Genomic DNA, 15,294 nt, shown 5'->3' with positions numbered 1-15,294 from the left:
TTATCAAAATAAAAATCAATAAGCAGCATGGTCAATATGCCTGAATTATAAGGCAAAAAAAAGACCGCCTAGGCGATCTTTTATGATATTACTGGGTCAAAAAGCTTAAGTCTTCTTCGGGGCGAGTGGTAAATACCTCACAGCCATTGTCTGTCACCACCATGGTATGTTCCCACTGCGCTGACAGCTTACGGTCTTTGGTGATAGCCGTCCATTCGTCCGGTAAAATCTTGGTCTGCCACGTACCTTGGTTAATCATCGGCTCAATGGTAAAAGTCATGCCAGTTTTTAGCTCAAAACCCGTGCCTTTTTTACCATAGTGCATGACTTGTGGCTCGTGGTGGAATTCATTACTGATACCGTGTCCACAGAACTCGCGCACAATACTAAAGCGTTCCGGTTCGACCACTTCTTGGATAGCCGCACCGACATCGCCCAAGCGTGCGCCGTTTTTGACCACACTCATACCAGCATAAAGGGCTTCTTGCGCCACTTTGCAAATACGCTGCGCCATGATTGAGCCATTGCCGACAATCCACATTTTTGAGGTATCGCCATAATAGCCGTCTTTAATGACCGTGACATCGATATTGATGATATCGCCATCTTTTAGCAGCTTGTTGTCGGTTGGAATACCGTGACAAACCACATGGTTGACCGAGGTACAGATAGATTTTGGGAAGCCGTTATAGTTAAGGGGCGCAGGAATTGCTTCTTGTACATTAACAATATAATCATGGGCGATTTGGTTTAATGCTTCGGTGCTGATGCCCACTCTGACGTGTTCGTCGAGCATTACAAGGACATCACTGGCAAGTTTACCAGCCACGCGCATTTTTTCTATGGCTTCAGGAGATTGGATAAGGGATTTTTTAGTCATCATGGTCGTACTTATATTTATAGAATTTGGGTTGTCAATTATACCATAAATGTAGTAGGCACTGTTTTGCAAAGTGCTTAGCGAGTTTGTACGCATCTACCAAATCAGTGCAATATACTGATACCAATCGTCTCAGCGCATTTATATGCATATACGTGACTATAAAGTCATTGAAATAGGCTTTAGACGCAAAAAAGCGGTTGAATGTTGCAGATTATAGAAGTATTGTAATTTTGTTTGCTAAATGAATTGGCAACGGTTTTTAGCGCTTGGTGCAGGATGCAATAACTGAGCGCTAAAAAATAAGCACTAAGCGTTAAAAATAAGCACGATAAAAACCTCTTTAAACCCCCGTTTTTACAATAACAAGGATGTTGTTATGACTCTCAAAGACCGTTTTCGCGCGCCGCTCACGCCACGTGCACTTTTACCCTCACTGGGTGCCGCAGGCTCTATTGCCGCTGGTGTGCTGCTGATGACCCTGCAAACCACCTCCGCCCAAGCAGCTGGACAGTATTATAACTGCGCCAATCCAACCGGCTGTAAACTGGTCAGTAGCAAGTATTTTACCTCAAGCCATACCGATACCAAATATCCTGTCGTAATGGCACATGGGCTTGGCGGCTGGACGAAGCTGTTTGGCGTACTTGACTACTTTTATGGCATTCCTGAAACCTTGATGGCAGGTGGCAGCGAGGTTTATAGCACTAAGACCTCCGCTGTTAATAACAGTGAAGTGCGCGGTGAGCAATTACTACAACAAATCAAAACCATTACAGCGATCTCAGGTAAACCCAAAGTAAATTTATTTGGTCACAGTATGGGCGGTATCGATATTCGTTATGTCGCTGGTGTGGCGCCTAATTACGTTGCCTCTGTGACCGCGGTTTCAAGTCCCGAGCAAGGCTCAAAAATGGCCGACTGGGTTATTAAACAAGTCGTGGAAGGTAGCGCGAATAGTGGCTATGCTGAAGGTGAATTTAACGTAGGCTCTCAGATTGCTTTAGGCTTCTTTAAGTTCGTTGGTGGCTTCATGGACGTCGGCTCGGGTATCAGCTTTAAAGAGATACAAGAGCAAGATGGCTGGGAGGCGGTAACGGCGTTATCTACTGCATCTTCTGCGAAGTTTAACGCCAAGTTTCCAGCCGCTATGCCTAGCAGTTATTGTGGTCAACCTACCAATACTGAAGTCAACGGTATCAAATACTACTCTTTTAGCGGTATCGGTCAAGTGACCAATGGCTTAGATCCCAGTGATTATCTCTTAGCATTGACTGGCACAACCTTTGATGGCGAGAGCAATGATGGTTTGGTTTCTGCTTGCTCGAGCCGTTTAGGCTACGTGATTCGTGATGACTATAAAATGAACCATTTAGATTCATCAAATCAAGTATTGGGCTTGACGGCATGGGGACAGCCTAGTCCTAAAACTTTATATCGCGATCAGGTTAACCGCCTTAAAAAAGCCAACTTATAAAGCTATTTTTTAAAGCTTGTTTTAGAGTTCATATATAAGTTAGCAAATTAACCGCTTTTAAATAAAAGGGTCAGTTTATAGTGACCCTTTTATTTTATCCCATTTTATGGATAGTAACTTCCTATATAAACCGCTTAATTAAATAAGATATTCTCGTTATGTCACATAATCGCCGTGTACCATTTTTGCCCGTTATCATCGCTGTCATAGTCGTTTTAGTAGGAGCAATTATTTGGTGGTTTAAGCCGAATAATTCTAGTAATGCTTCTCATCAAGCACAGTCTACAGCGCTGGACAATCAAACAAGCGCCAGCTTTACAGACGAAGCAAATGTTAATAATGGCATTGACACATTATCCAAGCAAAGCAGTAGCCAATTTACCACAGGTCTAGAAAATCTACCGCGCTCCTTACAAGGGACGGATGTAGATGGTGAGATTATCATTGATGAAAATAAGCAGTTGGTCGTTACTGAAGGCTTAAGGCGCTTATTTGATTATTTCTTATCGGCGCTAGGCGAAGAAGAGGAAGCCGTCATTTATGCTCGTGTGGAAAGCTATATCCGCAGTCACACGCCAGAACCAGCGGCAAGCCAAGCGGTGACGATATTTGACCAATACGTGGCCTATCTTAAAGCGATTCCTGCTATAGAAAGCCGTTATGGCAATCTACAATTACAAGCGACAAAAACTGGTGAACTTGATTTAAACGTGGTGTCACAGCAACAGCAAGACGTCGCCAAATTGCGCCAGCAACATTTTGATAAAGCGACCATTAAAGCCTTCTTTGGGGCAGAAGATGAGTATGATGATTACAGTCTTGCGATGGTCAAAATCAATCAAGACAAGCAGCTCTCTGACGCGCAAAAAGAAGCGGCCAGACAGGATTATATTAGCCGTATGCCAGACAGCGCGATTAAAACCAATATCGCCCAGCAAGCCAATCTTAATGAGCTAATTACTCGTACAGACCAGATGCAAGCCAAGGGCGCAACGGCTGAAGAATTATACAATATGCGCCGTGCTTTAGTCGGAGCGCCAGCAGCAGCAAGGCTTGCACAGGTCGATCAACAAGATGCTGACTTTGATCAACGTTTTAAGCAGTATCAAACACAAAAACAGCAGCTGTTAAGTCAAAATGCAGATAAAGTACAAGCGCAAACTCAAATCAATCAAATAGAGCAGCAATTATTTAATGAGACAGAACGTAAACGCTTAGCAGGATATGCGGCTTTGCAAAAGCAAAAGGCAGCTGCTTTAAATTCTAGTGTCAATTCCAATCCTAATTAATTTGATGCTTGATTACATTCGGTAAAGGCTTGGTTTCGAAACGAACTATTGGCTAAAGCGTTAGCAGGTAATACTTGTTCATACAAGGTGCGTTAGCAAAAAAACCATACAGTGGAACAAATATCGCGGTAATCGATACCCAATCTATAATGACAGTCAGCTATCATTTGTGCATAATAGCGCCATTGTTTAGGTTAATGAAGAAGACAATAAATTAATCATAATAAAAATGCATACTTAAAATAAAAGATAATGACTACTTTTTTATTTTGAATGTTAACCATTACAGGAGCTAATATGAAAAACATGACTAAAATGATGATGGCTGCCACCCTTGCTGCTGGTACACTTGCTGCAGCTGGTTGCCAAACCACGACCCCTAGTGTTACCGCACCTGTGACTCAGCCAATTACTGCTGATGCCCTACAAGCACATAACTGGCAGCTTGTCGATGCTAAGCGCACCAATGGCGAGAAAGTAAGCCAATTATTCTTTGATCCAGCAAAACCATTAACGCTAAAATTCTTTAAAGATGGCACCACCAACCGTGTAACCTTTACCAATACTTGTAATAACATGGGTGCTAGTTATAGCGTCGTAAATGGTAATGTTGTATTAGGTAATGTCATGTCGACGATGATGGCATGCCCTGAGCCACAAGCCAGCTTTGATACCGCGACATTGGCGACGGTACAAGGTAAATACAGCATCAATAATAATGCGAATAATGTACCTGTTTTGACTATTAAAAACGACAATCAAGTCGCTTATTTTAAAGCCGTTGCTAAATAAAGCAGTCTTTAAGTAACTGATTTATTTAATACAAATGCTATAAAATTTAATATAAATAATGCCTCACTAAGCAGTGGGGCATTTTTTTATCTAAAATTTGCCATGGTTTACGCTACACTGTCATGAGCTGCTAAACCAAGTATTTAGGCAGCAAAGTATTCAGGCAGCAATGATGTTTTTTATGCTATTCATTTTTTAACCTTATTTATTAAGATTCTCAGTACGCAATAATCAATACTTTATTGGACGTCATCTTATGTTTAAAATATTTGTATCAAAGTCATTCTTCGATATACGTACGCTGAGTAGCATCACGGCGATAACGGCGTTTAGTTTGTTAGCGGGTTGTCAAACATTAACAACAAGTAATATGGCTCAGACACCTGCTGATATGCGTGCGAGCAATCCACTGACGGCGCGCATGCCAGCGATAGATCGGCAAGGGCGTATTGCTTATGTCGAAGAGCAAGGGTTTGGTGCTGCAAAGATATCGACACTTTATAGCATTCGTCCTGATGGCAGCGACCGCCAATTGATAGATCAGTTAAATGGTTATATCTATGCGCCAGCGTGGTCAGCAGACGGTCAGATGCTGGCCTATAGCAAACAAGCAGCGCGCCAACATCCCAAAATTTATATTTATGAGCGCAAAAGCAACACGCAACATCTAATCGTAGATGCGGAGGGCAGTAATTTATCAGCCTCATTTTCGCCAGATGGGCAAAAACTGCTCTATAGCTCAACGGTTGGTGGTAATGCTGATATCTATGAGATGCGCCTAAGTGACGGCAATACCAAACAGCTGACCACGTTGCCAAGTACTGAGGTGCAGCCAAGCTACGCTAGCGACGGGCAAAGCTTTGTTTATACCAGTGATAAAGTCCGCGCTGGTCGCCCAAGTATTTATCGTTATAATTTTGCCACCGGTCATGCGAGTATTATACCGACAGCCGGCTATGCGGCCAGTCCACAACTGAGTTTAGATGGTCAACGTTTGGCATATCTTAATGGTCGTAAGGCGGCGGTGATGACGCTCGCCACAGGGCAAGTTATCAATCTGGCAGAAACGGGACTTGATGAGCCTGCGCGACTGTCACCTTCTGCACAGTATGCTGTCTATCCCACCAAGCTTCCACAAGTGAGCGGTCAAAATGGCGGCAGCTTAGTTATTCACTCATTATCCGGTAATACAAGCTATGCGATTAGCAGTAAAACGGGCGGGGTAGTGCGCTCACCCATTTGGGGTCGTTAATGGCAAAGTTTATGTATTATGTAATGGAATGTATATATAATCACAAACTAAGAAACATAAGTTGATTATAGTAGCTGAATTTTAGAGGCGGCTTGGTGACATACTAAATTTTTTAAAGCCAATAAAATAGTATCAATGCTTCTTAGTTATTCAAAATTTAATAATTAGATAATACGAAAGAAGCAACTAGGCATAAGCCGAGATAACGAGTATAAGTTGAGTAAATGTCAGTCCTATAATAACAAATTGTATAACCGAGTTATCAAAATTTTGGATTAGGCGATCAACAGGAGAGCGCGGTTCATGCAGGAGTCTTTTTTAATTTTTATCACTAAAATCAGTTTATATCCCACGATTATCTTTACGGGGCTTGTAATGTTCGTGACTCTATATTGGCTGGTGTCTTTACTCGGCATGGCAGATATGGATAGCGTAGACCTTGGTGAACCAGATGGTGATGTTTCCACCTTATCGTCAACGGGTTTCTTTACCGGTCTCATGCTCAAATTCGGTCTTTATGGTGTACCCCTAATCATCATACTAAGCTTAATCAGCTTAATCGGTTGGCTATTAAGCTACTTATATACGAGCTTTTTACATCAGTATTTTGACTCTGGTCTTTTGTATTACTTATTCGGCACAGGGGCGCTCATTTTTGTATTGGTCGTATCTATGTGGCTGACAGGTATGATCATTGCCCCCATCCGCAAAAATATCGCCAAAATCCCCAAAAGTAATGCGTCTAATAATATCGGTAAAATCGCCGTGGTGCGCACACTGAGTGTGACTGACAAACATGGCGAAGCAGAATTGAATGATGGCGGTGCAGGATTAATACTCAAAATTCGTTCAGACAACAATGACGGTTTACTAAAACAGGGGGATAGAGTGATGTTGGTAGAGTATTTAGAACAAGCCAACACCTACCGAGTTGCTCCTATAAAAAAGAAATCGCTATAAAAAGCCGCTACAAATAATTTTAAAAATGAAATTAATAATCTTTATATATTAGTGTTACTAGTTAGCATATTGGCGATATATAAAAAGTAAATAGTCTGTTTTTAAGTGTCGTGTTACCTGTTTAAATTTGGTTGGAATGTTTTAATTAAAGGAATGAATATGGACGTACTCATTATCGTCGGCGTGGTTGTGGTGCTGGCGTTTGTTTTTATTATGGCAGCGCTTTTGATGCTCAAAGCCTTTTATTTTAAGGTTGAGCAGGGCAAAGCATTGATTATTAACGGCGTGAATAAAATCGCCGTACGTTTTGATGGTGGTTTTGTTTGGCCAATTATCAATAAAAAAGAATTGATGAGAATCTCGCTTATTACCTTAGAAGTCGATAGACGCGGTAAGGAAGGGCTGATTTGCGCCGATAATATGCGTGCTGACATCACAGTAGCGTTCTATCTGCGTGTTAATGAGACCGAAGAAGATGTGCTCAAAGTCGCTAAATCAGTTGGCGTTGAGAGAGCTTCAGACAAAGTTGCGGTCAATGAGCTGTTTAATGCTAAGTTCTCAGAAGCGCTAAAAACAGTGGGCAAGCAGATTGATTTCGTCAAACTCTTTGAAAATCGCAGCGAGTTCCGTGACAGTATCGTCCAAGAAATAGGTAATGATCTTAATGGTTATGTCTTAGAAGACGTGGCGATTGATTACTTAGAGCAAACGCCAAAAGCGTCACTTGATTCAAGCAATATTTTAGACGCTGAAGGTATCAAAAAGATTACCCAGCTAACGGCCTTCCAAAACATCATTACCAACGAGCTTGAGCGTGACGAAGAGCTGGCTGTTAAGAAGAAAAACGTCGAGACTAAAGAGGCGATGCTTGAGCTTGAGCGTCAACAAGCCGATGCCGAAGCCAAACAGCGCCGTGAAATCGCATCAGTGATTGCCCGTGAAACAGCTGAAACGCGCAAGATTGAAGAAGAAGAGCGTAAAAAGTCAGAGACAGCCGTTATCATGGTTGAGCAAGACTTAGCGATTCAGCGTGAAAATCAGCAGCGTGAAATTGAAGTGGCTGGACAGAATCGCTTGCGTGCGGTTGTGATTGAAGAAGAAAAAGTCACGCGCGCTCGTGATTTAGAAATCGTCTCGCGTGAGCGTGAAGTTGATTTGCAACGTATCGAAGCCGAACGCGCGATTGAGCTTGAGAAAAAAGAAATTGCGAACGTCATTCGTGAGCGTATTGCGGTAGACAAAACCGTCGCACAAGAAGAAGAACGTATTAAAGAAGTCCGTGAAATCAGTGCAGCCGAACGCTCTAAGCAAACACGCGTACTAGCAGCAGAAGCGGATGCGGAAGAAATCAAAGTGCGTCAAGTGAAAAAAGCCGAAGCAGAAGAGTTGTCTGCTAAGCATAAAGCGGTTGAGATTACCACGCTTGCGACGGCCAATCTTGATGCAGCTGCCAAGGAATCGGAAGCCAAAATTAAAATGGCTGAAGGTATCAAGGCTGAAGAGTCTGCGCATGGTTTTGCTGAAGCGGCCATTCAAGAAGCCAAGTCGGTATCTTTAGAAAAAGAAGGCATTGCCAAAGCCAATATTATTAAAGCCACTGGGCAAGCGGAAGCACAGTCAGAACGTGAAAAAGGTATGGCTGATGCTGAGATTATAGCAGCTCGCGGCGAATCTAATGCCAAAGCGGAACGTGAAGTTGGGCTGGCAAAAGCGGAAGTTACCCGTGCGCACTTCCAAGCCGAAGCAGATGGTTTGGTCGAGAAATTCAATGCCATGGGTAGTATGAGCAAGGAAGCACGCGAACACGAAGAGTTCCGTATGGGACTTGAAACTGCGCTACAAGAAGCCATGGCATCAATTGAAGCCGGTAAAGAGATTGCCAAAGAAAATGCTGAAGTCTTGGCGGTCGCGTTACAAAAAGCCAAAATCGATATCGTCGGCGGTGAAGCGCACTTCTTCGATAATTTTGCCAAATCGTTATCTATCGGTAAAGCTATTGATGGTCTCGCTGGCAAGTCAGATACTTTAAGCGGCATTATCAATACTATGATGGCCAATCAAGTGATGACAAAAGCGAACAACGCCAATAAAGCCAACAAAGCTAATGACGAGCCTAATAAGACTGCTCAATATAATAACTAGTAATTTTAATATTAATAAAAAATCTGTTGCTTAGGCGGCAGATTTTTTAGCCTGACAAGCTAAGATTACACGGCTAGAATTTATAAGTTTTCTAGCAGTAGGATCAAGTTTTTCCAGACCTTTATTACTTCCCTGAAGTGCTTCTTTGATTCAAAAAAACCTTAGATTTATCTTATTGCCTGAAAATAAAATGGACGAGCAACGATGGCGGATACGCAAAACGCAACCAATCCAAATAATACCAATAGCCAGAACCAATCCGAGCAAACGGATCAAGCGGTCGCTTCAGGCAATGCTTATGAGCTTATTAAAAAACGTCTCACTGAGCAGGGCGCTCGTCTAGAGCAACAAACTGCCAAGCTGAATAATGCGCGCTTGCAAGAGTTTGGCAGTACCCAAATGCAAGTCATCGCTCGCACCCGCATTCGCACCGAATATAACTGTGTGGCGCAAGACATGGTGCAAGTCGGTGATTATATGCTATTCGGCTACAACGTCTTTATGGGGCTAAAGCGGGCGATTAATATCAAGGATGTGCTCTCACTATATCGATTGATAGATCCTGCTAAAAAAAATGACGATGATAATAATAGCGAAAACGTTGTTGATACTGATAACGGGGCAACTACAGCAAACGCCCAAAGCACTACCGATAACAATAGCAGCGAACATACTGACCAAGAATATCAGCTGGAAGAAGTGGATCTAAAAAATACCTTTTTAGATCAAGAGGCATTTGTCCAAGATTTTAACGAGCTATATCGCTATTACAAGCAGACACGGTTAATTCAGCTGACTGTCAAAGACAGTAAGTTGCTATTGGCCTTTCAAATTGGCGAGCGTATCACCGATATTCGGGTGTTTCGTTTTGCCCTAGATTTTAGCCAAGGCATACCAGAATCTGCCCAGATTATTTACGTAGACAATCGAGGCGAACGTGATATCGATTTGCCTCCTGCTTACGATTTTGATTGGGTAGATACCACGCGTGATCAGATGATCAATGGTAAACATCCGCATATGAATATCTTAGATACCATATTTGTGGAAACTATTGGTGGCGATTTGACCATTAAGATTGAGGATAACACCCAATCAGGGCAGGGTATTTATAGCGAGCCTGTGAATGACCGCACCCAGTCGTTGACTGACGCTGAAATTGCTTATGCCAAAGTTGGCAGTTTAATACTGCTGAAAATACTGCCGTATCGCGAAGACAGTTATCGTTATTTTGTTTATAACACTTTGACCGAAGTGGTACTGCGTTTAGATGCGATAGGACAGTCGTGTGTTCAGCTACCAGAAGATCACGGTATCATATTTCCGGGTGGTTATTATCTGCAAACGGGTGAGTATAAGCTGTTCGAGGCCAATAATGTCGGTGCTAAAGACTTAAAATTTAAACGTAAAATCGTCTCGCCCAATGGCGAAGATGTGTTGTTTTTATTTTATGACGTCGCTTTAGGTATCACAGGATTATTTCCTTATAATCTTATCAAGAAACAATTGGCAAATCCTATTTACTGCAATGGTATGGCATTAGCTGATAATGGGCGTTTAATGCTGTTTAGTGATCAAAGTGAACCATCACGCATTCACCCGATGCAGATATGGCATACACCTTATGCGTCGCCTGAGTATGTCAGTGAGTTGCCTGAAAGTACCAGCTTTTATGGCAAAATTGGTAATAAAGAGTTGGTGCGCGGTATCTCCGATCTCTATAGTATTACTCGCCTCATTGATAATCAAAGCGTGTCACAAAAGCTCTATGAAGAATTGGCTGACAATAGCAGTCGTCTCTTTGACAGTTACTATTGGCTGTCTGAGCCTGAGCTTAACGAAGTCGCCAGTAGTATTAAGGAAGTAACGGCAACGGCTGAATTGGTCATAGATGAATTCGCCAAAGTACAAAGTATCCAAAAGCAAACCCAAACAGCTTTGAGTGATGCTGACACGCAGCAAAACGAGATTTTGCGGCAGATACGCGTCACTACTTTTGAATCTGCCAGTGATTATGTGGATCAGCTTTCAGCACTAAGACGCCAAAAGGGCCGATTGGTCAGCTTGGAAGATTTACGTTATTTAGATAGCGATAAGCTACAAGCGTTGCAAAAGCAATTAGAAGAAGCAGAGAGCGAACTTGCCGAAAAAACCGTGCTTTTTTTAAGTGGTGAAGAGGCTCTATCAAGTTACGAAGGCATATTAGCAGACGTCAGTGAGCGCTTAAACACCGCCGAAACCAATGCTGAACTAAAACCTGTACTAGAAAAAATTGATGAAACAGCGCAAGGGTTAGATCTATTGACCGAGCTGCTGGGTACGTTGAATGTAGCCGATGCCACAGTACGCACGAAAATCATCGATGACATATCGACCATTTATGCGAGCTTGAACCAAAGCAAAGCCAAGCTCAATCATAAACGCAAAAACCTAGGCTCAGCTGAGGCCATTGCGCAATTTGGCGCGCAGTTTAAGCTGTTTGGTCAGTCGATTGCCAATGCCTTATCCATTGCCAATACACCTGAGAAATCAGACGAGCAAATGGCAAAGCTATTAGTGCAGTTAGAAGAGTTGGAAAGCCAGTTCGCTGATCCGGAGACCAATAGCGGTGATCGGTTTTTAGCCGATATCATCAGTAAACGTGAAGAGATTTACGAGACCTTTGAAAATCATAAACAGCAACTGCTCGATGCCCGAAATCGCAAAGCACAAAACTTAGGCGACGGTGCGCTGCGGATGCTTGAGAGTATCAAGAAGCGCACGCAAAGCACTGGCGTTACTGGATTTACAGAGGAAGAGGCGTTAAATACCTATTTTGCCTCAGATGGTCTGGTACAAAAGGTACGTAACATCGCAAAAGAGCTGCAAGCGATGAGCTTTAGCGTCAAAGCCGATGATATCGATGCCCGCCTAAAAGCCATCCAAATCGAAAGCTATAAGAGTCTAAAAGATAAGTCTGATTTGTTTGAAGATGGCGGTCAGATAATCAAGCTGGGCAAGCACCGTTTTTCGGTCAATACTCAGCCATTAGATTTGACCTTATTGAGCCGTCAACAGTCAGATGGCACACGCGTGCTGAATTTGCATCTAACGGGTACCGACTATTATGAAGTGCTTAATAATACTGAGCTGAACGCCTTGCGCCCGTATTGGGACATGAATATCGCTTCCGAGTCTGACAAGGTGTACCGCGCGGAGTATTTGGCCTATAGCATTATCGAAAGTGCTAAGAACAGCCAAGATGGATTAACCGAAGAACGTTTATATCAAGCATACGATGCGACTGTCATTACCTTAGATGTTAATGGTGACATTGATAACGACAGTCCATTGTCTAAACTGGTCAAAGCTTACGCTACCCCTCGTTATCAGCTTGGCTATGACAAAGGCATTCATGATCATGATGCTACGCTATTATTGATGCAAATACTGCCGACATTGCGTGAGGCAGGGCTTCTGATTTATACCCCGCAAGTACGTGCCTTGGCGCAGTTGTTTTATTGGCAGCTAAATATCGTACAAGCGCTTGGTTTGGATAGCTTACGTCAATTTGGTTATGACAAATGGTTGAATGAATCTGTGCTCATGCGCGCAAATAACTGGACAGATAGAGCCACTACCGCTGAGCAACTGCGCCGTGCATTGGGCAGTGACACTGCGAAGTCTTTATTGGTCGAGGACATGAGCCAAGTAATGCGCGACTTTGTTACCGCTCATAATGACGATAACTTGAGTCTCAATAATGAATTTAACAAAAAATCAAATTCAAAATCGAATATAGAAACCAGCGATATTCATAACGCTAATATTTTTAAACCGAGCTATGTCCAGCTTGCTAGTGAGTATTTAGTCAGCGCCATGGGACAGTTGACTGAACCAAATGCAAGCGCATATAACACAATAAACTGGCAAACCAGCCAACAAGCGCAGCAGTTGTGTGAGCAGCTAAGCCAAACATTGAATAGTGCCTCAGGCAGCACGCAAAATACGGCCAGTTTTGACCAACTACAATCTTCTATCAGTAAGCTTGGCTTTCAACCCAAATCAGCCTATGAGCTACTAGCCACATGGTTTCATGCACTACTTGATAAGACTTATGGTGGTACTGAGTCGGCTAACGTATCAGCTGATGGCACGGATGAGGCAGGCGAGGCACTCAGTGAAGAGCAGCTTGCTGAGAGTAAGGAAAAAGAGGCGCTACGCAAGCAGCAATTAGAAAGTGGCCGTCATTATGTGCCCGAAGCCATTGCCGTCTTACTTACTCAATTAAATGATGCTCAGCGTGAAGCTTTGGTACAACGACTCATTGATTCAGGTGCTAGCTTTGATAAAGGGGCTTTTAATAAAGGGCAAGGTAGTAAAAAAATAGATAATCAAGGTACAAGTGGCACATCATCGGCCTTGTCATTTTCATCAATCACCTCAACAACGCCTTCATTGACCAGTATTAATAATCCGCTTAATCAAGTGCAAAGCTTTGAGCGTAGCACGGGTAAGGTATCGCTTGAGATACAAGTCAATAATTTGTTAGGTGAGCATACGCGTATTCATCAGCAGACCTTAACCTTTGCCGTCGATGATTTCTTAAATCGTTTACATCATCATGATACCCAAGTTATCCCTGCCTATAGACGCTATCTGGCCATGCGCTCAGAGATATTGCATGATTCAAAAGAGACGTTGCGACTGGACGAATTTATGCCGCGTCCATTGTCTTCATTTGTGCGTAACCGTCTGATTAACGAGAGTTATCTGCCACTTATCGGTGACAATCTTGCCAAACAGATGGGCACGGTCGGTGAAGATAAGCGTACCGATTTGATGGGTATCCTCATGATGATATCGCCACCAGGTTATGGTAAAACCACTTTGATGGAATACGTCGCAAATCGTCTCGGCCTCATCTTTATGAAGATTAGCTGTCCTTCACTTGGTCATGACGTCGCCTCATTAGATCCAGAGAAAGCCCCTAACGCCACTGCCCGAGAAGAGCTAAACAAAATCAACTTAGCCTTTGAGATGGGTAATAACGTCATGCTCTATCTCGATGATATTCAGCATACGCATGCGGAATTTTTGCAGAAATTTATCTCGTTGGGCGATGGTACACGCCGTATCGATGGTGTCTGGCAAGGTAAGACTAAAACCTACGACATGCGTGGCAAAAAGTTCTGCGTGGTCATGGCAGGTAACCCGTACACCGAAAGTGGCGAGGCCTTCAAAGTCCCTGACATGCTCGCCAACCGTGCCGATATCTATAACTTAGGCGATATCATGAGCGGCATGGAAGAGATATTTGCCCTCAGCTATATTGAAAATTCGCTGACCTCTAACGCGGTATTAGCGCCCCTTGCTAACCGTGATTTGAGCGATGTACACCGCCTCATTAAAATGGCCAAAGCCGACAATGCCAATCTTGCCCAAGCACAAAGCAGCGAGCTGACCTATCCATATAGCACCTCAGAGATTAACGAGATTATTGCTATCTTGCGCCATATGTTTACGGTACAAAAAGTCATTTTGGACGTTAACCAAGCCTATATTGCGTCCGCCTCGCAGGATGATAAATATCGCGTCGAGCCGATATTTAAGCTGCAAGGCAGTTACCGTAATATGAATAAGATGACTGAAAAACTCTCGGCAGTCATGAATGAGAACGAGCTTAATCAGCTAATCGATGATCATTATCTAGGCGAGTCGCAGCTATTAACCCAAGGCGCAGAAAGCAATCTACTGAAGCTCGCTGAGATACGCGGTGAATTAACTGAGGCAGAGGCTGCGCGTTGGGCGCAAATCAAGGCTGACTTCTTACGCAATAAAGCCATGGGCGGCGAAGACGGTGATACAGGCGCACGCATTGTCGCTCAGTTGGTCGACTTGGCGAGTGGTTTTAATGCTATTAGCAGCCAGTTTGAAACGTACCTCACGCAAAATAATCCAGAGCAAATCGCTCGCTTACGAGAAGCGGAACAACAAGTGCAACTCGATAACCAGTTGGAAGCACAGAAAATACTTGCCGATAGCGTGATCAGCAATGCCAAAGTCGTCAGCGACAGCATCGATAATGGCTTTGAAAAAAGTATGAATCAGCTGATAAAAATCTATAAGCATGATCATAATATTGGAAAGGCGGAAAGCGAGTATCTCAAGCAAAACCAAGACGTGCAAAAACAGCTGATGGTACAGCTGGTTAATGCCGTTGAACAACTGCCGCAAAAAATGGCTGATAGATTATCTGAAACCCTATCTAAGAGTGATGAGAATCAAATAGCAGGTACCGATATTCCTGATATTCATCAACAGACTGCACTGATAGCAAACGCACTTAAAGAGGCGCTTACGCCACTGACGATGCGAATGGACGAGAAGTTGGCAATTGATAGCAGCACCGATCAATCTGGCAAACTTATCGTCAATAGTCTTAATAGGCTGAACAAAATATTTGATGATTATGAATAGTCGTATTGATAATAGAGGTAAACTATTGATGTATCAAACAAAC

The 15,294-nt window shown here is 43.1% G+C and carries 8 protein-coding genes; 7 read left to right on the top strand and 1 reads right to left on the bottom strand.

Going from position 1 to position 15,294, the window contains the following annotated elements; all coding sequences use genetic code 11:
- Positions 1-88: 88 nt before the first annotated feature.
- Complete coding sequence (gene map, locus ACP7AA_RS11025; protein ID WP_372830273.1) at positions 89-880, bottom strand: type I methionyl aminopeptidase; 792 nt, start codon at positions 878-880, stop codon at positions 89-91.
- Between the two features lie 379 nt (positions 881-1,259).
- On the opposite strand from map, the gene ACP7AA_RS11020 reads away from it, so the two are divergent.
- The 7 genes from ACP7AA_RS11020 (at position 1,260) to ACP7AA_RS10990 (ending at position 15,251) form a co-directional block, all read left to right on the top strand.
- Positions 1,260-2,357 (top strand): esterase/lipase family protein, encoded by a 1,098-nt coding sequence (locus ACP7AA_RS11020; RefSeq protein WP_298907915.1) that lies wholly within the window; start codon positions 1,260-1,262, stop codon positions 2,355-2,357.
- Between the two features lie 158 nt (positions 2,358-2,515).
- Positions 2,516-3,646, top strand: coding sequence for a lipase secretion chaperone (locus ACP7AA_RS11015; RefSeq protein WP_426223582.1), 1,131 nt, complete (start codon positions 2,516-2,518; stop codon positions 3,644-3,646).
- Between the two features lie 297 nt (positions 3,647-3,943).
- A complete protein-coding gene (locus tag ACP7AA_RS11010; protein ID WP_426223581.1) occupies positions 3,944-4,438 on the top strand; it encodes an META domain-containing protein in 495 nt (164 codons plus the stop codon).
- Positions 4,439-4,694: 256 nt separating this feature from the next.
- Positions 4,695-5,690, top strand: coding sequence for a Xaa-Pro aminopeptidase (locus tag ACP7AA_RS11005; RefSeq protein WP_426223580.1), 996 nt, complete (start codon positions 4,695-4,697; stop codon positions 5,688-5,690).
- 375 nt (positions 5,691-6,065) lie between these two features.
- Complete coding sequence (locus ACP7AA_RS11000) at positions 6,066-6,650, top strand: hypothetical protein (RefSeq protein WP_201629484.1); 585 nt, start codon at positions 6,066-6,068, stop codon at positions 6,648-6,650.
- A gap of 159 nt (positions 6,651-6,809) precedes the next feature.
- The gene (locus ACP7AA_RS10995; RefSeq protein WP_426223579.1) at positions 6,810-8,792 is read left to right on the top strand and encodes a hypothetical protein; all 1,983 of its coding nucleotides are present in this window, start codon (positions 6,810-6,812) and stop codon (positions 8,790-8,792) included.
- 204 nt (positions 8,793-8,996) lie between these two features.
- Positions 8,997-15,251, top strand: coding sequence for a DNA repair ATPase (locus ACP7AA_RS10990; RefSeq protein WP_426223578.1), 6,255 nt, complete (start codon positions 8,997-8,999; stop codon positions 15,249-15,251).
- Positions 15,252-15,294 lie beyond the last annotated feature (43 nt).

The sequence above is a fragment of the Psychrobacter sp. DWR1-2-3 genome (assembly GCF_049896465.1).
Lineage (GTDB): Bacteria > Pseudomonadota > Gammaproteobacteria > Pseudomonadales > Moraxellaceae > Psychrobacter > Psychrobacter maritimus.
This window is presented reverse-complemented; position numbering and strand designations above follow the sequence as displayed.

What these genes read in the sequence shown, in the direction of transcription:
- map (WP_372830273.1), bottom strand. Translation starts at nt 880, where the DNA reads ATGACTAAAAAATCCCTTATCCAATCTCCTGAAGCCATAGAAAAAATG.
- ACP7AA_RS11015 (WP_426223582.1), top strand. Translation starts at nt 2,516, where the DNA reads ATGTCACATAATCGCCGTGTACCATTTTTGCCCGTTATCATCGCTGTC.
- ACP7AA_RS10990 (WP_426223578.1), top strand. Translation starts at nt 8,997, where the DNA reads ATGGCGGATACGCAAAACGCAACCAATCCAAATAATACCAATAGCCAG.
- ACP7AA_RS11005 (WP_426223580.1), top strand. Translation starts at nt 4,695, where the DNA reads ATGTTTAAAATATTTGTATCAAAGTCATTCTTCGATATACGTACGCTG.
- ACP7AA_RS11020 (WP_298907915.1), top strand. Translation starts at nt 1,260, where the DNA reads ATGACTCTCAAAGACCGTTTTCGCGCGCCGCTCACGCCACGTGCACTT.
- ACP7AA_RS11000 (WP_201629484.1), top strand. Translation starts at nt 6,066, where the DNA reads ATGTTCGTGACTCTATATTGGCTGGTGTCTTTACTCGGCATGGCAGAT.
- ACP7AA_RS11010 (WP_426223581.1), top strand. Translation starts at nt 3,944, where the DNA reads ATGAAAAACATGACTAAAATGATGATGGCTGCCACCCTTGCTGCTGGT.
- ACP7AA_RS10995 (WP_426223579.1), top strand. Translation starts at nt 6,810, where the DNA reads ATGGACGTACTCATTATCGTCGGCGTGGTTGTGGTGCTGGCGTTTGTT.